This window comes from Cupriavidus sp. GW822-FHT03E04 (genome assembly GCF_058801495.1).
This window is the reverse complement of record NZ_JBXANI010000009.1, coordinates 296,320-315,755: the sequence shown is the minus strand read 5'-3', so window position 1 is coordinate 315,755 and position 19,436 is coordinate 296,320. Positions and strand designations below refer to the sequence as shown.

Here is a 19,436-nt window from a genome sequence, read left to right as displayed (position 1 = left end):
TGCTAGCAAGGGTTTGTGAATATCATTCCAATCTTGACGCATTGAAATTCGTATTAGATAGTCACGAACTATATTGACGTCAGCAGGGAGTTCGCCATGTCAGGCGTACTACGCACACTAGGCATCCTCGAATATCTTTGTACCCAGGTCGAGGCCGTGCCGCTCGCCGCCATCGCCGACGATCTCGACATCCCGCGCAGCGCGTGCCACCGCCTGCTGGTCGACCTCAAGAATGCGGGCTATGTACGCCAGTTGCGGGACCACGGCGACTACATCCTGACAACCAAACTGGTGGGAATGGGGCTGGGCTTTCTAGCAACGTCCGGCATCGTGGACATCGCGCAGGCCAGGCTGGACCGGCTGGCGGATACGTCGGGCGAGCTGGTGCGCCTGGCCATTGTCGACGGGGATCGCCTGACCTGGGTGGCCAAGGCGCAAGGCGCGCTGCGGGGACTGCGCTATGACCCCGACATGGGCATGGACACGATTCTTTCGTGCAGCGCGACGGGACACGCCTGGATGCAGACCATGACGGACGAACGCGCCCTGGAGCTGGTGTCGCGGCAAGGGTTCGGGCAACCGAATCAGTACGGCCCTAATGCGCCCACCACCATCAAGGCCCTGCTGGGCTTCATCCACCGGGCGCGCGAGCGCGGCTATGCCACGATCAATGAAGTCTTTGCGCCGGCTATGACGGCCATGGCGGCCCCCGTGCAGCGCCGTGGGGGCTATCCGGCAATCGGCGTGATCAGCATTGCGGGCCCGCTGAGCCGGCTGACCGAGCAGCGCATGAAGGCGCTGGGCCCGGCGCTGCTTGCCGCCGCCGCGGAACTGGCGCTGGCAAGCTCGGCCTCGGCGCTGTTCACCGCGCTGTGTGAGCATTCTCCTGGCCGCTCAGGGCCGCTCAGGGCCGCTCAGCGCGGCTTGCGGTATTCGTTCTCGATCCAGTCCGCGGCGCTGGCCTTGCTCAGCTTGAAGCCCGGCGACACGCGCACCTGGGCCAGTTCGTCGCCGAGCTCGTCGGTGGCGCGCAGCACCGCGAAGGGATTGTCTTCGTCGGGCACGATGTCGAGCGTCACGCTGATGCGCGCCGTGTCCGTGTCGACGATCACGCTCTTGTGCAGCATGGCGTGCAGTTGCTGCTCGTGCCGGCGCAGCACTTCGGAGGCCGTCTTGACCAGCGTCGAGAAGGCGTTGGTGTCCAGCGGCTTGGGGTTCTTCTTGTCGCGGCCCATGGTCCAGGGGCCAACCAGGGCGGGCTCGGGCTCGCCGTCCTTGATCATGGCAACGGCCCAGCCGTCGTCGTCCTCGTTCTTGATCACGCGGGCGGTCCAGCCGTCGGCACGCCACAGGCGCGGCTCCTGGATCTTTTCTGCGTTGTCCCCTGCGGCGTCCTGGTCGTCGGCTTCGGTGGAGAGTTCGGGCTGATGGGTCATGGCTGGCTTCAATTCGGGGCTGCGCGGTGGGCTGCGGGCGCTGGCCGGGGCGCCACGCAATACTTGGCGGGGGCGGACCGGGACGGCGGCGGCATCAAGGGCGCGATTTTACCCCCCTCGCCACGGCGGGGGCGCCAGGCGTCACGCGCGCCCGGCGGCTGAGACATCGCGAGGCATGAATCCCCTCGGAAGTTGTATTTAATGTCTAACCGCCGCGTCCTATGCTGGACATGTCGCTGAGACCCCCGTCTTGATGACACACCCTTCCAGTCGCCGTGTCCTTGAGACGGCGACGTTTTTTTGGCGGCCTGCCCGATCCCCGCACCAAAACGGGGATCGGCCGCAACAAAAGCGCTGGCCCGAGGCGCCCAGCCGGTTTAAGATGCGCGATTATCGAACAATCCGCGCGCACTCGCCCACATGGACGCCCCCATTCCCAGCAGCCCTGGCCAGGCAACGGCCGCCACTGTCCGCGTCGCCCGCCCCCAGGCCGACCTTCTCAACAGTTTTGCCGGCGACCCGAATTTCATGCTGTCGCTGGCGCGCGGCTTGAGCGTGCTCGAAGCCTTCTCGGAGCGTAAGCGCCCGCTCACCATTTCCCAGGTGGCGCAGCGCACCCAGCTCTCGCGCGCATCAGTACGGCGCTGCCTGTACACGCTGGAGCAGCTTGGCTACGTCAGCCAGCAAGGCGGCCAGTTCGCGCTGCGCCCGCGCGTGCTGCACCTGGGCCATGCGTATTTCTCGTCGACGTCGCTGGTGTCGCTGGCCCAGCCGATCCTCGACGCGCTGAGCACGCGCATCCAGCAGACCTCGGCACTGGCCATCCTGGACGACACCGACATCCTTTACCTGGTGCGCTCGGAGGTGCAGCGGGTGCTCACTTATTCGCTCGGCATGGGCAGCCGGCTACCGGCGTACTGCACATCGATCGGCCGCATGCTGCTGGCCCACCTGGCCGAGCCGGCGCTGGAAGACTTCTTCGATCACGTCGACCTGCGCCCGCGCACGCTGCAGACCAAGATCTCGCGGCCCGAGCTGGAGGCCAGCTTTGCGCATGCGCGCGAACTGGACTATGTGCTGATCGACGAAGAACTGGAGCCCGGCCTGCGCGCCATCGCGGTGCCGGTGCGCGGCATCTCAGGCAGCGTCATGGCGGGCATCAGCGTCAGCGTGCGCGCGGCGCAGGTATCGGAAGCAGAGATGATCTCGCGCCTGCTGCCGCCCATGCGCGAAGCGGCAGTGGCGATCGGCAAGCTGATCGCCGCCTGAGCCGCCTGAGCCGCCTAAAACCAAAACCGACAAGGAACCGCAGATTCATGGCGCAAAGCACCCTTAACCCGCTGGCAGGCAAGGGCATGCGTTTTGTCCGGCGGGTCTATGCCATGCGCGCCATCGGGCTGGCGATCGGGTTCTTTGCCGTGGCGGCGGCCATGCTGGAAGCGGGCGCGCCGCGCTGGCTGCTGGCGCTGGTGTTCCTGCACGGCTTTGTCTGGCCACACGTCGCTGCCTGGCGCTCAAGGCGCAGCGAGGTGCCGTTCCGGGCGGAAACCCGCAACATGATGATCGACGCCGTGCTCGGTGGCATCTGGGCCGCGGGCATGAAATTCAACCTGCTGCCGAGCGTGCTGATCCTGTCGATGATGAGCATGAACAATGTGGCGGCAGGCGGCACGCGCCTGCTGCTGCATGGCTTGGGGTGGCACCTGGCGGGGGTGCTGGCGGGCATCGTGGCCTTCGGCGCAGCCTGGCATCCGGAGGCCAACCTCACCACCATCGTCGCCAGCCTGCCGATGCTGGTGCTCTACCCGCTGGCGCTGGGGCGCACCACCTACAGCATCTCCCGCCGGCTGGCCGCGCACGGCAAGGAGATCGAGGCCAACAGCCGCCTGGACGGCCTCACCGGCGTGCTCAACCGGGGCTATTGGGAGGCCATGCTGGCCGCGGAGTTCCAGGCCTGCAAGACCGGGCGGCGCAGCACCGCCAGCCTGGTGCTGCTCGACATCGACCATTTCAAGCAGCTCAACGACACCCACGGCCACCTGGCCGGAGACGAAGCGCTCAAGGCCTTTGCCGCGCTGGTGGTGCAGCACGCTGCGCAGCACGGCCCGGCTGGCCGCGGTGAAGCGCGGCAATGCCTGGTGGGACGATACGGCGGCGAGGAGTTTGGCGTGCTGCTCAGTGGCGCGAGCCTGACGCAGGCGGTGGAAATGGCCGAGCGTCTGTCGCGCTCGCTGCAGCCGGGCGCCGCTTGCGGGGCGGGCATTGCCGCGCTGCGCGGCCACACCGCCAGCCTTGGCGTGGCCGCCTTTGATGCCGGCATGGCGGGCCACCACGAATGGTTGGCGCACACGGACCGCGCGCTTTACGAAGCCAAGCGGGCCGGCCGCAACCGGATTCGCATCAGCGCGGGTTGAGCGCAAGCAGCGGAAACCGCAGCCAGATGCGCTTAGCCGCGGCTGGCAAGCTCCAGTGCAAACACCAGGCGCTGCAGGAAATTCTCCATGCGGCCGTCAAGGTTGGAGAACGCACAGCCGAAATGGTGGATGGCGCTGTCATCGCGCCCGGCCAGCCAGTGGCCCACCACTTGCAGGCTCAGGTCCAGCTTGCCCAGCGCACCAAAATCCAGATGCACGCCGGAGATGGTGGTGCCCACCGGCAGCTGCGTGGCGTCCACGGTCTTGGAGCGCAACCCGACACCCGAGAGCGAGAGATCTGCAATATCGAGCTTGAGCACGGTGCCGTCGCTCATCTTGATGGTGCAGACGTAGCCCTTGGTGACCAGCGTGCGTGCGCGGAAATGACGGCGGCGCTGGAAGTGATAGAGCTTCTCCGGGAACGGCGCGGAAAATGCCGGGCCACCCTTGTACTGGGTGATCTCGGGCGTGCCGATCATGAAGTTCACGGGCACCCCGCGCAGCGATGCCGAGAAGGCATTCTCGTTGGAAGCCAGCAGCGCCTGCCGCTCGGGCTCGGTGGAGCACCAGTCGAAGACAAAGGTGCGGCTGGCCGGATCCACATGCAGCACGGACGTGACCATCTCGTGGGCGGTACGCGCGCGCACGTTCAGGATGCACTTCTGCCAGGCGAGGTCGCGCAGCACGGTGCCGATCTGCGAGGAATGGGTAAGGCGATAGCGGTCGTCTGGCAACGCGCCGGCGTCAAGCTCGGATTGCTCCGGGGAATCTTGGAGACTCATGAAAATCACGCAAACGTCTGAGAGAGGCCTGCGTCGCGCCAGACTGGCTTGCGACGGGGGAATTCGGGCTACCCGCATACCCGGATGCAAGCGGGGGCGAGCGGCTAGCGCCGCATGTTAAGCGCGACGCCTGCTGCTGCGCAAGCTCTTGTTTGAACAACGGCGAAGTGTGGCAAAACTTGAGCCAGACTTCCGTGGGGTAGCCCGCCGGGACGGGTTCGCGCCTCATTTGCCGTCTTCACGGCCACGTTGTTTTGCCGCGCCCTTGGCCCCGCGTGCCGGATGTGGCGATGCGGCCACCTGGGCCGGATCCGCGCCGAGCGATGCTTGCGCCTCCTGGCACAGCCAGTCCCTGACCGCGCGACGCCGCGCATCGTGCTCGAACGCCACTGGCGAGAGCAACTGATAGCAAGATCCGTCGCGCACGAAGCCTCGCGGCGCGGCGATGCGGCCGTCGGCGAGCTCGTCGGCCACCATCAGGCGCGACGCGATCGCGCAGCCAAGCCCGGCCGCGGCAGCCTGGATGGTCAGGTAGAAATGCTCGTACCAGGCATCCGCGCCAAAGCGTTGCGCGCCGCCGGCGGCCTTGGCCCAGCGCTGCCAGGCATCCGGGCGCGAGCGTGTGTGCAGCCGGTGGGACAACGCCCCGACACTAGCCCCGACGCGGCAGACCACGCCCACCCATTCCTCGGCGACCTCATGGGCATGCAGCTCCGGCCCCACATGAAAATCGTTGCGGCGCAGCGCCAGGTCCACGCCGCTGCGCGCGAAGTCCACCGGACCACCGGCGGCCATCAGGTGCAGCGTCACCTCCGGATGCGCCGCGGTAAAGCGCGGCAGGCGAGGAATCAGCCAGCGCATGGCAATGGTGGGCTCGCACGACAAGACCAGCGCCCTGGGCTGCCCATGCGCGCGGATGCGCTGCGCGGCCGCGCCCAGCACTTCCAGCGACTGCGTGGCGGCGGCATGCAGGATGTGCCCCGCCTCGGTCAGGAACACGGCGCGGTTGCGGCGCTCGAACAGCGCCACGCCAAGCGCTTCCTCCAGCTGGCGAATCTGGCGGCTGACCGCGCCGTGGGTCAGGTGCAGTTCGTCCGCAGCCCGCATGAAGCTCTGGTGCCGCGCCGCGGCCTCGAAGAAACGGATCCCGCCCAGCCAGTGCATGCTCGCCTTGATGTGTCAGTTTTTCTCACGGATTTGCACGAGTATAAATCGGTTGTGGCGCCACACATCAACGCAGAGAATGCCTGGAACCCGATTTCTATCCGGTCAAGGATTCTCATACAAAATGCACCCTCTCACCGAACTGCTGGCCGTCGCCACTATCACCGTGCTGGCCGTGATCAGCCCGGGCCCCGACTTCGCCATGGTGATGCGCAACAGCTTCGTGCATGGCCGCAAGGCCGGGCTGCTGTGCGCGCTCGGCATCGCCCTTGGCGTACAGGTGCACGTTTTCTACACAATGTTTGGCGTGGCGTTGTTGATGGAGCACGCGCACAAGCTGTTGACGGTGGTGAAGCTGCTCGGCGCCGCCTACCTGATCTGGATCGGCATCCAGACTCTGCGCAAGCGCGCGCCGGACCCGAATGCGCCGCCGCTCGGTGCGGATGCGGGCACACCTGCGCTGACAGCGCTCGGCGCGCTCAAGATGGGCTTTCTCACCAATGCGCTCAATCCCAAGACCACGTTGTTCGTGGTCAGCACCTATACGCAGGTGGTGAATGCGCAAACGCCGCTGGCCGTGCAGTTCGGCTATGGCCTGTTCATGTCGCTGGCGCACCTGGCCTGGTTCGGCCTGATTGCGTGCTGCTTTTCCACGCCCGCGTTGCGCGCCGCCATGCTGCGGCGCCAGCGCTGGCTGGATCGGGTGATTGGTTCGGTGTTGCTGGCGCTGGGCGTGGCGCTTGGCCTGGGCAACCTGGCATGACGCGGGCCGTTGCCGGCGGCATCAGCCTGGCGCCGGATCCAGCCCATACGCACGCCGGCATACATGCTGCGCGCCGCCCGCGCGCAGGTGGCTTTGATACAGGATGAAGCGCGCCACAGGGAACGGCTCGCACACCAGCCCGGCCTGCGCGTCGCGCCATGCCTGCAGCGCGGTATCCGCCACGGCAGGCCCGCAGCGCGCCAGCGTGATGTGGGGATGGAAGCCCGCACGCTGCTGCAAGCCCGCATCGGGTAACGTTGTGCCCTCGCATCCGGCAAGCGCCTGCGCCATCTGCGCATGCAGGCTGTCCAGCGCCGCATGGGGCGCCACGCCCGCCCACAGCACACTCGCCCGCCGCCCGCGAAAATAGCCGGCCTCTTTCACCGTGAGCGCAAAGGCCGCGCCGCAGACGCCCCCAAGCACCTGCTCGATGCATGCCGCGGTGGCGTCGTCCTGCTCGCCGAGGAAGTGCAGCGTGAGATGGACCTGATGCGGCGCCGCCGCCCGGATGCCCGCCACGCGCGGCACGCGAGCCAGCAACGCGGACGCCAGCGCTGGCGGAACCTCAATCGCCACGAACAAACGTGCCATCGGTCTCACCTCCCGTGACGGCCTGGCGCGGGTGGTCAAGCGCAGCGGCGCGATGCCGCTTGCTCAAAATGCCAACGCCGACTGGCGCAGGATGGGCAGTGCCATGGCCGCGGCCGTGCCTTCGAGCCGGAGCAGCGCGCGCTTGCGGTCGGTGCCACCGGCATAGCCGGTGAGGTCGCCGCTGGCACCCAGCACGCGATGGCAAGGCACGATCACCGACAAAGGGTTGCGCCCCACCGCCCCGCCGATCGCGCGCGCATGGGTGGGGGCGAGGCCCAGCCCAGCGCCCAGTTCGCCATATGACGTGGTCTCGCCGAACGGGATCTCGCACAGTGCCTGCCAGACCGCGTGCTGGAACGGGCTGCCGCCCAGCACCATGGGGACCGTGAAGACCTGCAAGCGCTCGGCGAAGTAATCGGCCAGTTCATCGGCGGCCTGCTCGAAGACGGGCTTCGCGGCGGCGGGCACGTTGGTGTCCGGCGTGGCCGCCGCCGGGTAGTACTTCTGCCCGGAGAAGAACAGCCCGCTCAAGCGCGCGCCGTCGACGCGCAGCAGCACTTCGCCCAACGGGCTGGCGACGATGCGGTAGGCAATCATGGTGTGTTCCTTGTTGTGTCTCTTGTCTTGTCGTTTCGTTCCGACTTGTCCGACTTGCCTTCTTCGTAGCGCCGCCACAGGTGGATGGCGGCGTAAGCGCGCCAAGGCGCCCACTGCGCGACGTGCTGGTTCATGCCTCGCACGGTAGCGATGCCGAGCACCTTGCGCAAGACATAGTCGGTGCCCGGAAAAGCATCCGGCCAGCCGAGCGCGCGCATCGCCACGTACTGCGCGGTCCAGTCGCCCACGCCTTCCACCTCGCGCAGGCGCGCCATGGTGTCTTCCGGCGCGGCGTTAGGCTCCAGCTTGAGCGCGCCCGCCGCCACGCGGGCAGCGATGGCATGAATGGCCCGGCCCTTGCCCAGCGGGATGCCGATCTCACGCAAGGCCTCGGGCGGCACGCCAGCCAGCGCAGCCGCGCCGGGGAACGTCACGCGCAGCGCCGGCGTGGGCTGCGCCAGCGGCAAACCGTAGCGCTCAGCCAGCCGCGCCAGCAGCGTGCGCGCGTGCTTCACCGAGATCACCTGGCCCACCACCGCACGCACGGCGATCTCGAAGCCATCCACCGCGCCCGGCAAGCGCATGCCGGGCGCTTCGGCAGCCAGCGGGCCCAGATGCTGATCCACCACATCGGGCCGGCAGCCCAGGTCGCACAAGCGCCGCACGCGGCCCAGCGCTTGCGGAATCACATGCGCCAGCGAACCGGACAACGTCACCTTGATCACATGGCGGCGCGCGACATGCTCCAGCCGCAGCCAGCCCACATGCATGCGGCCGCCGCTGTCGATCGCCAGCGTGCGCGCGTAGCTGCCATCGCCAAGCTGCTCGATGCCATCCACCGCGCGCACGTCCAGGAATTGCAGGAACGCCGCCCAAGCCATCGGCGGGCGGTAGCCCAGCTCGAACACCAGCTCGTCGGCCACGTTGTCGGCGGCGCGCTTGCGCATGGCCATGGGCGTCAGCCCGTAGCGCGTCTTGAGCACATCGTTGAAGCGCCGCACGCTGCCAAAGCCAGCAGCGTGCGCCACGTCGGTCACGGTCAGCCCCGTATCGGTCAGCAAACGCTTGGCCAGCAGCAACCTCTGCGTCTGCGCATACTCCAGCACCGAGACGCCGAACTGCGCATCGAACAGCCGGCGCAAGTGACGCTCGGTAATGCCGATGCGCGCCGCCAGCCCGGCCACGCCGGCATCCACCATGAAGCCCTCGTCAATCAGCGTGGCCGCGGCCTGGGCCAGGCGCCCCGACAGGTCGGCCAGCCCGTGTCCCGGCGCCAGTTCGGGCCGGCAGCGCAGGCAGGGCCGGAAGCCCTGCTTCTCGGCCGCGGCGGCGCTGTCGTAGAAGGTGCAGTTCTCGCGCTTGGGCGTGCGCACCGCGCAGATCGGCCGGCAGTAGACGCCGGTGGACGACACGCCCACGAAGAAGCGCCCGTCGAAGCGGCGGTCGTGCGAAGCCACGGCCTTGTAGCAGGTATCCGGATCGAGTTTCATAGCCAGCATGCTACTCCGTTGCGCATGCGGAACTAGCTGGATTCGGACATTTGCCTCGGCGGCGTGTATTGATCTGCCGCGCCCCAAGCGATGTGGATTGGACGCGGCCAGATTGCCATCGAGTTGGCGGCGGAACGCGAACCATCCATCAGCCGATGGATGGTTTTGTTCACGAGGGGAAACGCGCGGCGATCCGCTGCGAGACGAAGTCCACGCCCCGCCGAATAGCGCGAGCCCGATGCAGTAGGCTCTGAGCATGCGCGAGCGGACAAGGGACCACCGGCACAGCGGCGCCAGCTCGATCGGCGTGTTGGCGGGCGACACATTTGCCGCCACCGTGGCGCCGGTCTGCGTTGTGCTGCCGGTGCCGGCAATTGGGTCGCCCTTGCCAGCATCCTCGCTTACGGCTGCCTTGACCGGCCCAGGTCAACAGACCGGCAGCGCGCTGGTTTCACAACTCGCTTGACGCCGCGCCCGTGACCGAGAACTGCTGGTACTGGTTATCAGACCGCTTTGTGCGCAACATGGAGCATGCGGCGGCAGCCAGCCGTAATGCGCTTTCGGATTCAGGGCACGCGTTGTCAGGGCACTAGTTCGCGGCCACGATGCCTGTCGTTTCAGCCGTTACGGTGGCCACGCCCACCAGCGGCGCGCCGGAGAGCTTGACGATGCCGGCGCCCGGAGCCAGCCAGGCGGTCCCTTCCAGCACGGGCAGCGGGAACAGGGTGCCGGGATACTTGCGGTCGTAATGCAGCGCCAGCTTGCAAGCGCCCTTGTACGTCACACCCTTGGCCGTCACGTCTTCGCGGCCGATGTATTGCACGGCAACGCTGACGACCCGGCCGATCGGCTTGAGGGCGGGTTGCGGCTCGGTCGCCAGAGCCTCGGCGTTCGCTTCCGACATGGTGAAGCTGCGTGTCTCGTTTGGCTTCATGCCAACCAGGTTTGGTGTGCCTGTCTGTCCCGACACGTTGTCCTTGAAGGTGAAACGGCGATACTTGGTGTACTTGGTGTACTTGCTGTACGGGCCCTGATCGAGGTCGCCGTAATCGGTTGCGCCGATTGGAAAAATCGCGGAGGCCGGATCGATATAGAGCCGCGCGTTCGTCCCGTGGCCATTGAAGAGGCCATTGACCAGCTTGACCTCGAGCGTGTCGTAGCTGCCGCCGTCGAAGACTGTGGTGCCAATGGTTGTGGCATCAAAGGTTGCCACCTCGCTCACAGGTCCGAAGTTCAGCGTCGCGGTGACCTTTTGTCCGGCGGCAGGCGCCGCCAGGCAGGCCGCATCGAGCGGGTCTGTGTTCACCGGCGCGGGTGTTGTTGCGCTATCGGTGGCGGCCGGCGCGTCATTGGGCTTGGCTCCGCTGCTGCCATCCGATCCGCCACCGCAGGCGACGAGCAGGAAGGTCGTCACGGCCATCGCGGCCATCGCGGGTTTCATCTTTTTTTGCATCCTTGTTCTCCTGGTATTGGAAAGACACCGAAAACCCGCCTGTCGGCGAGCGTGTAGGGAAATTGGCGGGCTTGACGAGACCCCAGGCGAGGAAGGCGTCGTAGTGCAGGCCTTTCACAGGGCTGCCGCGCAGGCGCGGCGCAGAAACGGAGCAAGGCATGGACCCATGCAATCGGCTCAATCGTTGTCTTGGTTGGACGGAAATGCCGGCGAAGCCGGAATGCGCCCACCCTGCGCTGGGCATCAACGCGGAAGTCGCGGCGTTTCACGTTCCGTTGCGAGCGCGCCAATGCAAAAAGACGTTGCAAGGGATGGCGGCTTCGTGCAGCGATGCCGGATCTGGCCGTTTGCGATTTCGCCGTGGAGCGTTACGCTGCCGGCAACGGATATCAAGTTGCGCAGCGTAGCAATGGAGGGCGGCGATTGAAATCGGACAAGTACGAATTTCGGCTGGAGCCGGCGTTAAAATTTGTTACCGTCGAGTTGGCCCTGTGCGCAAATTCGCCACCCATTTGCGCGTAATTCCTCATCGAAATCAATGAGACAAATCTCAATCTGAGATGGATATTTCGTGAATGGTGTAGCGGGTGTGACTTTTTGTTGCGGCTGGGTTAGGCTGCATGGCGCGACGCTATACTTCGCTCGTCGCTGCAACCGCAGCGGCCGGGTTTAGCAGCCCGTTTAGGAAGGCGGACAACCGCCACCAGGCGGTTTTTGTCCGTCGCGCCTTCGCACGTCCCTATGGGCGGGCCTTGGCGGGGGAGCCTTCGGGCTCGCCGGTACCTTCTTACCGGTCTGCTAACCTCGCCATGCGCCCGCCCACCCCGATTAGCAGCGGGGAGCGGGGTCGAAATCGCTTAAGAAGGAGGCACCTCCATGCCCCAGTCTTCGCTCGCCCATTCCGGGCCAATCGCATCCCGCAAGCTCCCCGTCATCCACCAGCGCCTGCGCGCCTCCCACCGGAGGGCGCTCGATGTATAACTACCCGCGCTACAACATCACCGCCCAACGCACGGGCCGCGATACCTTCCTGACCGCGCATGCCCCATCCGAAAGCCCGCTAAGCCTTGCTGCCGAGAAGACCGCGCAGCTCAATGCGTTGTTGTCTGTCGCCGTCGAGAACGCGGCGGGCGGCACCTTCTGCAACCTTGGTGAAGAAACCCAGGCCCATCTGCTTTCGCTGGTGGCCGTGCTTGCGCATGAGACGCTGGTGTTGAGCGAACTGGCCGCCGCGATGGATGAGCCGAAAGGCGAGAGTGACGATGGATGATGCCAGCGCGCTGCCACAGCTTGAGGGGTGCGGAACATTCCCAAATTCACTGCACACCGGCTGAAAAACGCAGCAACATGCCGCTGTGGGCGCGGCAACAGCTAGAATCGGCCATCGGGCCAGCCTTACCGCTGCCTTGCCGCGCCCCGTGGAATCGCACAGATCTCCGCGACAAGGGAGCCAATCCAGACTTCGAATTCCGCATGCGTCTTATCATCAAGCGCCTTTCCTTGCTGCTAGCCCTGGCTTTCAGCGTATCCGCAAACGCCGCGCCGGGTGTGGCCCAGGCGTCGGCGCCTGCTGCTGCGAAGCTGCCGGGCGCGGCGCCGGTGGAAGTCGTCAGCGTGGAAGGCATTACCGAGTACCGGCTGCCCAACGGCCTGCGCGTGCTGCTTGCGCCCGATGCTGCGCAGCCCGTCACCACGGTCAACATGACCTACCTGGTCGGCAGCCGCCATGAGAACTATGGCGAGACTGGCATGGCGCACTTGCTCGAACACCTGCTGTTCAAGGGCACGCCGGCGCTGCCGGGCAACACCATTGCGCAGGAGCTCACGCGCCGTGGCATGCAGTTCAACGGCACCACCGCGTTCGACCGCACCAACTACTACGAGAGCTTCACCGCCAGCGAGGAAAACCTCGACTGGGCGCTGAAGATGGAAGCGGACCGCATGGTCAACAGCTTTATCGCGCGCGAGGCGCTCGACAGCGAGATGACGGTGGTGCGCAACGAGATGGAGCGCGCCGAGAACAATCCCGGTGGCATGCTGATGCAGCAGATGCGCTCGGCCGCCTACCGCTGGCACAACTACGGCAAGGCGCCGATCGGTGCGCGCAGCGACGTGGAGCACGTCGCCATCGGCAACCTGCAGGACTTCTACCACCGCTATTACCAGCCTGACAACGCGGTGCTGGTGGTGGCGGGCAAGTTCGATGTGGCCGCCACGCTCGCGCGCATCGGCAAGTGCTTCGGCGCGATCCCCCGGCCCACGCGCGCGCTGCCGGTCCAGTACACCGTGGAGCCGCCGCAGGAGGGCGCGCGCGAGGTCACGCTGCGCCGCGTGGGCGACTCGCAACTGGTCGCGGTGCAATATCACATCGCGCCGGGCGCGCATCCGGATACGGTGGCCCTGCAACTGCTCGCCGATATCCTGACCGATGGCTCGGGCGGCCGCCTGTACAAGGCGCTGGTCGAGAGCGGCAAGGCCAGTTGGCAGTCTGGCTCGGTATCGGGCATGAAGGATCCCGGCTCGGTGCTGTTCGCCGCCGGGCTGAGCAAGACGCAGGATCTCGAAGCCGCACGGCAGGTGCTGGTGGCGCAGGTGGAGGGCTTTGCCGCCCGGCCGGTGACGCAGGTGGAGCTGGACCGCGCCCGCACCCGCCTGCTCAACAGCTACGAGCGCCTGCTGGAGAATCCTTCCGGCTACGCCGTCGCCTTGTCCGAGGCCATCGCCAAGGGTGACTGGCGCCTGCTGCTGGTGGCACGCCAGCAAGCCGAGCGCGTCACGCTGGCGGACCTGCAGCGGGTCGCGCAGAACTATCTGCGCGCCAGCAACCGCACGCTCGGCCGCTTCATCCCCATCGACATGCCCGGCGATGCGCCGGCCGAGACGCTGGCCCGGGCCACCATGCCCGCCGCGCCGGACGTCGCCGCGCTGGTGGCGGCCTACCAGGGCAAGCCGCCCAAGGCCGCGGTGGCCGCCTTTGATCCCAGCCCGGACAATATCGAGGCGCACACGCTGCGCGGCAAGCTGGCCAACGGCATGCAGTTCGCGCTGCTGCCCAAGCCCAGCCGTGGCCAGACTGTTAACGGCACGCTGATCCTGCGCATGGGCGACGTCACCAGCCTGCAAGGCCAGGACGCGGTCGGCAGCCTCACGGCCGCCATGCTGATGCGCGGCACCGCCCGCCTGGAGCGGCAGCAGATTGCCGACCGCCTGTCCGCGCTCAAGGCGGTGGTGTCGGTCCAGGGCGATGCCGAGGCGGTCACTGTGCGTTTTGAAGCGCGCCGCGAAACGCTGGCCGACACGCTCGCGCTGCTGCGCGACATCCTGCGCGAGCCGAGCCTGCCCGCCGCGGAGTTCGAGACCCTGCGCGCCAACGCCATCGCCGGCATCGAGAGCGGCCTGGGCCAGCCCGAGGCGATCGCGTCGAACGTGCTTGGCCGTCACGGCAATCCCTACCCATTGGGGGATCCGCGCTATGTCGGCACCCCGCAGGAGGACATCGCGGCGCTGCGGCAAGTGCAACTGGCCGACCTGCGCGCCTTCCACACGCGCTTCTACGGCGCGAGCCACGGCCAGGTGGCGCTGGTCGGTGACTTCGACCGCGAGGCGGCGCAGGCGCAACTGGCCACGCTGTTCGGCGACTGGCAGGCCCAGGCGCCCTACGCCCGCATCGAACGCCCCTTCGTGCCGCTGGCACCGGCGCACCTGACCCGCGAGACGCCGGACAAGGCCAATGCCATCTACCTGGCCGCGCTGCCGGTCGCGCTGACCAGCGATGCACCGGAATATCCGGCCCTGGTGATCGCCAATCGTGTGTTCGGCGGGAGCGCGCTCAAGAGCCGGCTGGCGGATCGCCTGCGCCAACACGACGGCATCAGTTACAGTGTCGGCAGTTTCGTTCAGGTGGGTGCGCTCGACACCAACGGGCGCTTCGGCATGCAAGCGCTCTATGCGCCGCAGAACCTGGACAAGCTCAAGCGTGGCGTGGAAGAGGAACTGTCGCGGCTGGCAGCCGCCGGCATCACGCCACAGGAGCTGGCACAAGCCAGGAGTGGCCTGCTGCAGCAAGGCACGCTGGCCCGCACCAGTGATTCCGCGTTGGCCGGCACGCTCGCCAGCCAGCTATTTCTGGGGCGCACGATGCGCTTTGTCACGGAATACGAGCAAGGTATCGCCACGGCGACCGTCGAACAGGTCAACGCGGCCATCCGCAAGCACCTGGACCCGGCGCGGGTGGTGCATGTGTATGCGGGAGATTTTTCTGTCACGGCAGTGCAAGATGCCGGGGCGACGATAAAGACAATAAAGGCGATAGAGGCGATAGAGGCGAATGGGCCGGCAAACGAAGCCGTGGCCGTCCCCTAAAAGGCAATACTGGAGGAAAATAGTGGCAACGCAGGGCGGTGCGGGACACCGCTGGCGCAGTAGTCCAAACGGCTTGGGGGCAACCCCTTGCCGCAATGACGCGTTGACTGTATATTCGTACAGTATAAGACGATATAAGAGGTGTGGATGTCAATAGTGCGAGCTAGCAGCAAAGCAGAAGCGCTTCGGCTTCTCGCATCGAAAGATGTGCTGGCGCTTGAGCTGGACTATGAAACCGGATGGCAGGACGCCGTCGAACTTGGCCGGCTCGGAGAGAAACGCGGCATCAAAGTGCAATACCGCGGACAGGAAAGCATTGCCGTCCATTCGCGCGAGGCCCTGATCGAAGGGCTGGCTAAGACCAAGACCACCTTCAGGCAGCGCAATCTGTATTGCCAGTTCGATCTCGGCACGCTTGCCGACCATGAACTGCTCGATCTCGAAGCCAAGGCGACCCGACTGGGCGACTACATCCTGGCAGGCCATCTGCTAAGGGATGTGGACGGAGTCTGGCCGCAAGAAGCGCAGTAACGCAGACAAAGCGCGGCAAGACCAAGCAAGACACAGCAAGACCCACTAATAGGCGTCATTCACGTCAAACGCAGCGGACCTGGCCCATCGCCTCGCCCCGCTGCCGCGACCCACGGCGCCAGCCCTGCCGCGTGATGCGGCCAGTCGCGTTTTTCGGCCGGCACCCCGCCGGTGCGGGCATCGCGCCGCCTCGCCAGCCATTCCCTTCCGCCCCCCAAGTAGTGCAAGGCAGGTCACTCTGCGCCGCCATCGCGGCGCAATCGCACTACACTGGAATTCTGCGTGCCGATCTCGCACCACGGCCTTTTAGCGTGGGCGACATGCCGAAAGGAAGAGACAAACCATGACAGACCTGTCCGCCCCCCTGCTCGATGCGCCGCCGAGCGCCGAGGAAAAGCGCAAGCGCATCTACGCGATCGTGGCCGCGTCTTCCGGCAATCTGGTCGAGTGGTTCGACTTTTACGTCTACGCGTTCTGCGCCATTTACTTCGCGGGGTCCTTCTTCCCCAAATCCGATCCCACGGCGCAATTGCTGAACACCGCCGGCGTATTTGCCGCGGGCTTCCTGATGCGGCCGATTGGCGGGTGGCTGTTCGGGCGGATTGCCGACCGGCATGGCCGCAAGAACTCGCTGCTGATCTCGGTGACGATGATGTGCTGCGGCTCGCTGCTGATCGCCAGCCTGCCTACCTACAACAGCATTGGCGCCTGGGCGCCGGCGCTGCTGCTGGTCGCGCGGCTGCTGCAGGGACTGTCCGTCGGCGGCGAATACGGCACCACCGCCACCTATATGAGCGAGGTGGCGCTCAAGGGCCAGCGGGGATTTTTCTCCTCGTTCCAATATGTCACGCTGATCGGCGGGCAGTTGCTGGCGGTGCTTGTGGTGGTGGTGCTGCAGCAGTTCCTCGACGAGGCTGAGCTCAAGGCATGGGGCTGGCGCATCCCGTTCGTGATCGGCGCCGCCACGGCGGTGGTAGCACTGTTCCTGCGCCGCACCCTGCATGAAACGACCTCCGCCGCCACCCGGGCGAGCAAGGAGGCCGGCACGTTGACGGAGCTGTTCCGCAACCACAAGGCAGCCTTCTTCACCGTGCTTGGCTACACCGCGGGCGGCTCGCTGATCTTTTATACCTTCACCACGTATATGCAGAAGTACCTGGTCAACTCGGCCGGCATGTCGATCAAGACAGCCAGCTACGTGATGACCGGCTGCCTGTTCTTCTACATGTGCATGCAGCCGTTCTTCGGCGCGCTGTCGGACCGCATCGGGCGGCGCACCAATATGCTGCTGTTCGGCGCGCTCGGCACGCTGGCCACGGTTCCGATCCTGACGACGCTCGGGAGCGTGAAGAGTCCCTTTGTCGCCTTCGTGCTGATCTCGCTGGCGCTGGCCATTGTGAGCCTCTACACCTCCATCAGCGGCATTGTGAAGGCCGAGATGTTCCCGACCGAGATCCGGGCGCTGGGGGTGGGACTGGCCTATGCCGTGGCCAACGCGATCTTCGGCGGCTCGGCCGAGTATGTCGCGCTGGACCTGAAATCGCTAGGCCACGAATCCAGCTTCTACTGGTACGTGACGGCGATGATGGTGATCGTGTTCCTGGTCAGCTTCCGGCTGCCGCGACAGGCCAGGTACCTGCACCACGAGCACTGACGCGCCAGCGCGTCAGATGGGAAAGGCAGCGCGCTGGCGCGCGCCTGCCCGGCTTGCCACGTGCCTGGGGCCCACGGCCAGCTCGATGCCCACGCCATCGCCAAGCAACAATGCCTGCGACGCCGTGCGCACGCCCATGCCGCCACCGAGGTCATCGGCCCGCAGCCCGAAGGCCGTCTCGCTCGCCCACATGCCCAGCGCAGCGCCATCGCGCTTGAGCGTCAGCACGGCCTTGTGCGAGGTATAGCCACGTGATGCACCGGCAGGCACAGGCGCTCGGCCAGCGCGTCCAGCACGTCGAGGTCCACCGCGCCGGGCAAGGCCAGGCGGCAGGCATTGAGCGGCATCAGCAGCCGGCTGGCAAAGGCATAGGCGAGCCCGCCGGCCGAGTCATCGTCCGGCATGGCCATCAGCTCGGCGTTGGTGCACTCCACGTAATCCAGCTCGCTGCCACCCAAAAGCTGCCGGCCTAGCAGGTACGCAATCATGAAGCGCACATCCGGCGCTGCCAGGCTATCGCTGTAGAGAATGGTCCAGGCGCCCGTGCCCGTGCGATACAGCGCGCCGTCGAAGCTTTGCAGGCGGGTTGGCTGGACCGAGGAAACCGGATCGTCGCGGCCCAGCGCGCCGGCGGCATCGAGCGCCAGGCGGATGCAGTCCAGCGGCATGTAGGCGGGCCGCGCGGCGCGGGCCATCAGCGCTGCGATGATCGGGTAGCAAGGTGCGGTGCTATCCGGGCCCGCGTGGTCGTTGCCGGGGGCCGCTTGCGAGGGCGGCGCATCGAGTCGGCAAGGGGCACGCATGGACGGAAAACCGGCGTAGCTAGCGGGAACCTTGAGAGCGGCAATCGCCATCGGGGCAGCCTCCGTTGAGACAACAGGACATTGCGTTGCGCGTGTCCATTGGCCGGGCCGATGCACGCTGCCCACAAGTGGCACTAGTGCGGCACGGGCCCTCTCGCGGAGCCCGCCGGTCATGCCGGCAGGCATCCGCGCCCTCCGATCAGTCGCGCAGCAGCTGCTTGGCGATGATCAGTTGCTGGATCTGCGTGGTGCCTTCATACAGGCGCAGCAGGCGCACGTCGCGATAGAAACGCTCTGCCTTGTACTCGGCGATATAACCGGCGCCGCCATGGATCTGCACAGCGCGGTCGGCCACGCGGCCCACCATCTCGGTGCAGAACATCTTGGTGCAGGAGGCCAGCATGCTGACTTCCGGATCGCTCTTGCCCGGGGTCTTGGCATCGTAGCGCTGGGCGCAATCGCGCACCATCGACAAGCCAGCGTACAGCTCGGCCTGGCTATCGGCCAGCATGGCCTGGATCAGCTGGAAATCGCCGATCGGCTGGCCGAACTGCTTGCGCTCCTTGGCATAGGCCACGGCATCGGTAATCAGGCGGTGCGCCATGCCGCAGGCCAGCGCCGAGATATGCAGGCGGCCGCGGTCGAGCACCTTCATGGCCGTCTTGAAGCCAACGCCGGGCACGCCGCCGATGATGTTGGCCGCCGGCACGCGCACGTTTTCCAGCACCACGTCGCAGGTCTTGGTGCCGCGCTGGCCCATCTTCTTGTCCGGCTTGCCAAGCGAAATGCCCGGGGTGTTGGCCGGCACGATGAACGAGGAGATGCCCGAAGCGCCGGCACCGCCGGTGCGCGCCATCAGGGTGAAAGCGCCCGCGCGCGGTGCGTTGGTGATGAAGCGCTTGGTGCCGTTGATGATGTAGTGGTCGCCGTCGAGCTCGGCTTTGGTCTGCAGCGAAGCCGCATCGGAGCCGGCATTGGGCTCGGTCAGCGCGAACGAGATCACCAGTTCGCCGCTGGCGATCTTGGGCAGGTATTCCTGCTTTTGCGCCTCGGTGCCGTCCATCAGGATGCCCTGCGAGCCGATGCCGACATTGGTGCCGAAGACCGAGCGGAAGGCAAAGGCTGTGTGGCCAAGGTCGTACACCACGTCGCATTCCTGCGACATCGACAGGCCGATGCCACCGTAGTTCTCAGGAATGGAGATCCCGAACAGGCCCATCTCCTTCATGTCGGCAACGATGTCCGCCGGCACATCGTCGGTTTCCTCGAGCGTGTCTTCCGCCGGCTTCAGGCGTTCGTCGATGAAACGCTGCACCGACGCGCGCAGCAGCGAAAAGGATTCTGCATCCAGGCTCATGGGGATCTCCGGTCAAAGCAAGCAACGATGTGCCCAACA

General features: G+C 66.3%; 17 protein-coding genes and 1 pseudogene. 8 read left to right on the top strand and 10 right to left on the bottom strand.

Going from position 1 to position 19,436, the window contains the following annotated elements; translation table 11 throughout:
* Positions 1 to 96: 96 nt before the first annotated feature.
* Positions 97 to 864: pseudogene (locus tag AC1RQC_RS15400) on the top strand (IclR family transcriptional regulator); the annotation flags it as partial.
* A 50-nt stretch (positions 865 to 914) separates the two neighbouring features.
* Here AC1RQC_RS15400 and AC1RQC_RS15395 read toward each other — a convergent pair.
* A complete protein-coding gene (locus AC1RQC_RS15395; RefSeq protein WP_492376341.1) occupies positions 915 to 1,436 on the bottom strand; it encodes a hypothetical protein in 522 nt (173 codons plus the stop codon).
* 420 nt (positions 1,437 to 1,856) lie between these two features.
* Here AC1RQC_RS15395 and AC1RQC_RS15390 point away from each other — a divergent pair, with 420 nt between their 5' ends.
* Positions 1,857 to 2,705, top strand: coding sequence for an IclR family transcriptional regulator domain-containing protein (locus AC1RQC_RS15390; protein WP_174423415.1), 849 nt, complete (start codon positions 1,857 to 1,859; stop codon positions 2,703 to 2,705).
* 47 nt (positions 2,706 to 2,752) lie between these two features.
* The gene (locus AC1RQC_RS15385) at positions 2,753 to 3,850 is read left to right on the top strand and encodes a diguanylate cyclase (protein ID WP_492825950.1); all 1,098 of its coding nucleotides are present in this window, start codon (positions 2,753 to 2,755) and stop codon (positions 3,848 to 3,850) included.
* 32 nt (positions 3,851 to 3,882) lie between these two features.
* Here the strand turns inward: AC1RQC_RS15385 and AC1RQC_RS15380 are convergent, their stop codons facing one another.
* Together AC1RQC_RS15380 and AC1RQC_RS15375 are read right to left on the bottom strand one after the other, a co-directional pair.
* Positions 3,883 to 4,632 (bottom strand): flagellar brake protein, encoded by a 750-nt coding sequence (locus AC1RQC_RS15380; protein WP_492376343.1) that lies wholly within the window; start codon positions 4,630 to 4,632, stop codon positions 3,883 to 3,885.
* A gap of 225 nt (positions 4,633 to 4,857) precedes the next feature.
* Positions 4,858 to 5,796 carry a LysR substrate-binding domain-containing protein gene (locus AC1RQC_RS15375; protein WP_492883853.1) on the bottom strand — a complete coding sequence of 313 codons (939 nt, stop codon included), beginning with the start codon at positions 5,794 to 5,796 and terminating at the stop codon, positions 4,858 to 4,860.
* A gap of 124 nt (positions 5,797 to 5,920) precedes the next feature.
* Between AC1RQC_RS15375 and AC1RQC_RS15370 the strand changes: the two genes are divergently transcribed.
* On the top strand, positions 5,921 to 6,559 hold the full coding sequence (locus AC1RQC_RS15370; RefSeq protein ID WP_253933311.1) for a LysE family translocator: 639 nt from the start codon (positions 5,921 to 5,923) through the stop codon (positions 6,557 to 6,559).
* Positions 6,560 to 6,580: 21 nt separating this feature from the next.
* Here AC1RQC_RS15370 and thpR read toward each other — a convergent pair whose 3' ends face one another.
* The 4 genes from thpR to AC1RQC_RS15350 all read right to left on the bottom strand — a co-directional run bounded on the left by thpR (position 6,581) and on the right by AC1RQC_RS15350 (position 10,666).
* Positions 6,581 to 7,150: an RNA 2',3'-cyclic phosphodiesterase gene (gene thpR / locus AC1RQC_RS15365; RefSeq protein WP_492825946.1), complete on the bottom strand. Its 570-nt coding sequence runs from the start codon at positions 7,148 to 7,150 to the stop codon at positions 6,581 to 6,583.
* Between the two features lie 63 nt (positions 7,151 to 7,213).
* A complete protein-coding gene (locus AC1RQC_RS15360; protein WP_441632802.1) occupies positions 7,214 to 7,747 on the bottom strand; it encodes a methylated-DNA--[protein]-cysteine S-methyltransferase in 534 nt (177 codons plus the stop codon).
* Positions 7,744 to 9,237, bottom strand: coding sequence for an AlkA N-terminal domain-containing protein (locus AC1RQC_RS15355; RefSeq protein WP_492883867.1), 1,494 nt, complete (start codon positions 9,235 to 9,237; stop codon positions 7,744 to 7,746). The genes AC1RQC_RS15360 and AC1RQC_RS15355 overlap by 4 nt, the downstream gene beginning before the upstream one ends.
* A gap of 589 nt (positions 9,238 to 9,826) precedes the next feature.
* On the bottom strand, positions 9,827 to 10,666 hold the full coding sequence (locus AC1RQC_RS15350; protein ID WP_492883852.1) for a hypothetical protein: 840 nt from the start codon (positions 10,664 to 10,666) through the stop codon (positions 9,827 to 9,829).
* A 997-nt stretch (positions 10,667 to 11,663) separates the two neighbouring features.
* Here AC1RQC_RS15350 and AC1RQC_RS15345 point away from each other — a divergent pair.
* The 4 genes from AC1RQC_RS15345 (at position 11,664) to AC1RQC_RS15330 (ending at position 17,237) form a co-directional block, all read left to right on the top strand.
* Positions 11,664 to 11,960, top strand: a complete 297-nt coding sequence (locus AC1RQC_RS15345) for a hypothetical protein (protein WP_253928491.1) — start codon at positions 11,664 to 11,666, stop codon at positions 11,958 to 11,960.
* Between the two features lie 203 nt (positions 11,961 to 12,163).
* Positions 12,164 to 15,052: a M16 family metallopeptidase gene (locus AC1RQC_RS15340; RefSeq protein ID WP_492883850.1), complete on the top strand. Its 2,889-nt coding sequence runs from the start codon at positions 12,164 to 12,166 to the stop codon at positions 15,050 to 15,052.
* 147 nt (positions 15,053 to 15,199) lie between these two features.
* A complete protein-coding gene (locus tag AC1RQC_RS15335; RefSeq protein ID WP_006159736.1) occupies positions 15,200 to 15,583 on the top strand; it encodes a hypothetical protein in 384 nt (127 codons plus the stop codon).
* Between the two features lie 343 nt (positions 15,584 to 15,926).
* Positions 15,927 to 17,237 carry an MFS family transporter gene (locus AC1RQC_RS15330; protein ID WP_492375356.1) on the top strand — a complete coding sequence of 437 codons (1,311 nt, stop codon included), beginning with the start codon at positions 15,927 to 15,929 and terminating at the stop codon, positions 17,235 to 17,237.
* A gap of 12 nt (positions 17,238 to 17,249) precedes the next feature.
* Here AC1RQC_RS15330 and AC1RQC_RS15325 read toward each other — a convergent pair whose 3' ends face one another.
* The 3 genes from AC1RQC_RS15325 to AC1RQC_RS15315 all read right to left on the bottom strand — a co-directional run bounded on the left by AC1RQC_RS15325 (position 17,250) and on the right by AC1RQC_RS15315 (position 19,397).
* Positions 17,250 to 17,465, bottom strand: a complete 216-nt coding sequence (locus AC1RQC_RS15325) for a hypothetical protein (protein ID WP_492883849.1) — start codon at positions 17,463 to 17,465, stop codon at positions 17,250 to 17,252.
* Positions 17,459 to 18,091 carry a M78 family metallopeptidase domain-containing protein gene (locus AC1RQC_RS15320; protein WP_492883848.1) on the bottom strand — a complete coding sequence of 211 codons (633 nt, stop codon included), beginning with the start codon at positions 18,089 to 18,091 and terminating at the stop codon, positions 17,459 to 17,461. The genes AC1RQC_RS15325 and AC1RQC_RS15320 overlap by 7 nt, the downstream gene beginning before the upstream one ends.
* 148 nt (positions 18,092 to 18,239) lie before the next feature.
* Positions 18,240 to 19,397 carry an acyl-CoA dehydrogenase family protein gene (locus AC1RQC_RS15315; protein ID WP_150986502.1) on the bottom strand — a complete coding sequence of 386 codons (1,158 nt, stop codon included), beginning with the start codon at positions 19,395 to 19,397 and terminating at the stop codon, positions 18,240 to 18,242.
* Positions 19,398 to 19,436: the final 39 nt, after the last annotated feature.

What these genes read in the sequence shown, in the direction of transcription:
- AC1RQC_RS15370 (WP_253933311.1), top strand. Translation starts at nt 5,921, where the DNA reads ATGCACCCTCTCACCGAACTGCTGGCCGTCGCCACTATCACCGTGCTG.
- AC1RQC_RS15355 (WP_492883867.1), bottom strand. Translation starts at nt 9,237, where the DNA reads ATGAAACTCGATCCGGATACCTGCTACAAGGCCGTGGCTTCGCACGAC.
- AC1RQC_RS15395 (WP_492376341.1), bottom strand. Translation starts at nt 1,436, where the DNA reads ATGACCCATCAGCCCGAACTCTCCACCGAAGCCGACGACCAGGACGCC.
- AC1RQC_RS15350 (WP_492883852.1), bottom strand. Translation starts at nt 10,666, where the DNA reads ATGGCCGCGATGGCCGTGACGACCTTCCTGCTCGTCGCCTGCGGTGGC.
- AC1RQC_RS15335 (WP_006159736.1), top strand. Translation starts at nt 15,200, where the DNA reads ATGTCAATAGTGCGAGCTAGCAGCAAAGCAGAAGCGCTTCGGCTTCTC.
- AC1RQC_RS15315 (WP_150986502.1), bottom strand. Translation starts at nt 19,397, where the DNA reads ATGAGCCTGGATGCAGAATCCTTTTCGCTGCTGCGCGCGTCGGTGCAG.
- AC1RQC_RS15345 (WP_253928491.1), top strand. Translation starts at nt 11,664, where the DNA reads ATGTATAACTACCCGCGCTACAACATCACCGCCCAACGCACGGGCCGC.
- AC1RQC_RS15340 (WP_492883850.1), top strand. Translation starts at nt 12,164, where the DNA reads ATGCGTCTTATCATCAAGCGCCTTTCCTTGCTGCTAGCCCTGGCTTTC.
- AC1RQC_RS15320 (WP_492883848.1), bottom strand. Translation starts at nt 18,091, where the DNA reads ATGGCGATTGCCGCTCTCAAGGTTCCCGCTAGCTACGCCGGTTTTCCG.
- AC1RQC_RS15330 (WP_492375356.1), top strand. Translation starts at nt 15,927, where the DNA reads ATGACAGACCTGTCCGCCCCCCTGCTCGATGCGCCGCCGAGCGCCGAG.
- thpR (WP_492825946.1), bottom strand. Translation starts at nt 7,150, where the DNA reads ATGGCACGTTTGTTCGTGGCGATTGAGGTTCCGCCAGCGCTGGCGTCC.
- AC1RQC_RS15375 (WP_492883853.1), bottom strand. Translation starts at nt 5,796, where the DNA reads ATGCACTGGCTGGGCGGGATCCGTTTCTTCGAGGCCGCGGCGCGGCAC.
- AC1RQC_RS15360 (WP_441632802.1), bottom strand. Translation starts at nt 7,747, where the DNA reads ATGATTGCCTACCGCATCGTCGCCAGCCCGTTGGGCGAAGTGCTGCTG.
- AC1RQC_RS15390 (WP_174423415.1), top strand. Translation starts at nt 1,857, where the DNA reads ATGGACGCCCCCATTCCCAGCAGCCCTGGCCAGGCAACGGCCGCCACT.
- AC1RQC_RS15385 (WP_492825950.1), top strand. Translation starts at nt 2,753, where the DNA reads ATGGCGCAAAGCACCCTTAACCCGCTGGCAGGCAAGGGCATGCGTTTT.
- AC1RQC_RS15380 (WP_492376343.1), bottom strand. Translation starts at nt 4,632, where the DNA reads ATGAGTCTCCAAGATTCCCCGGAGCAATCCGAGCTTGACGCCGGCGCG.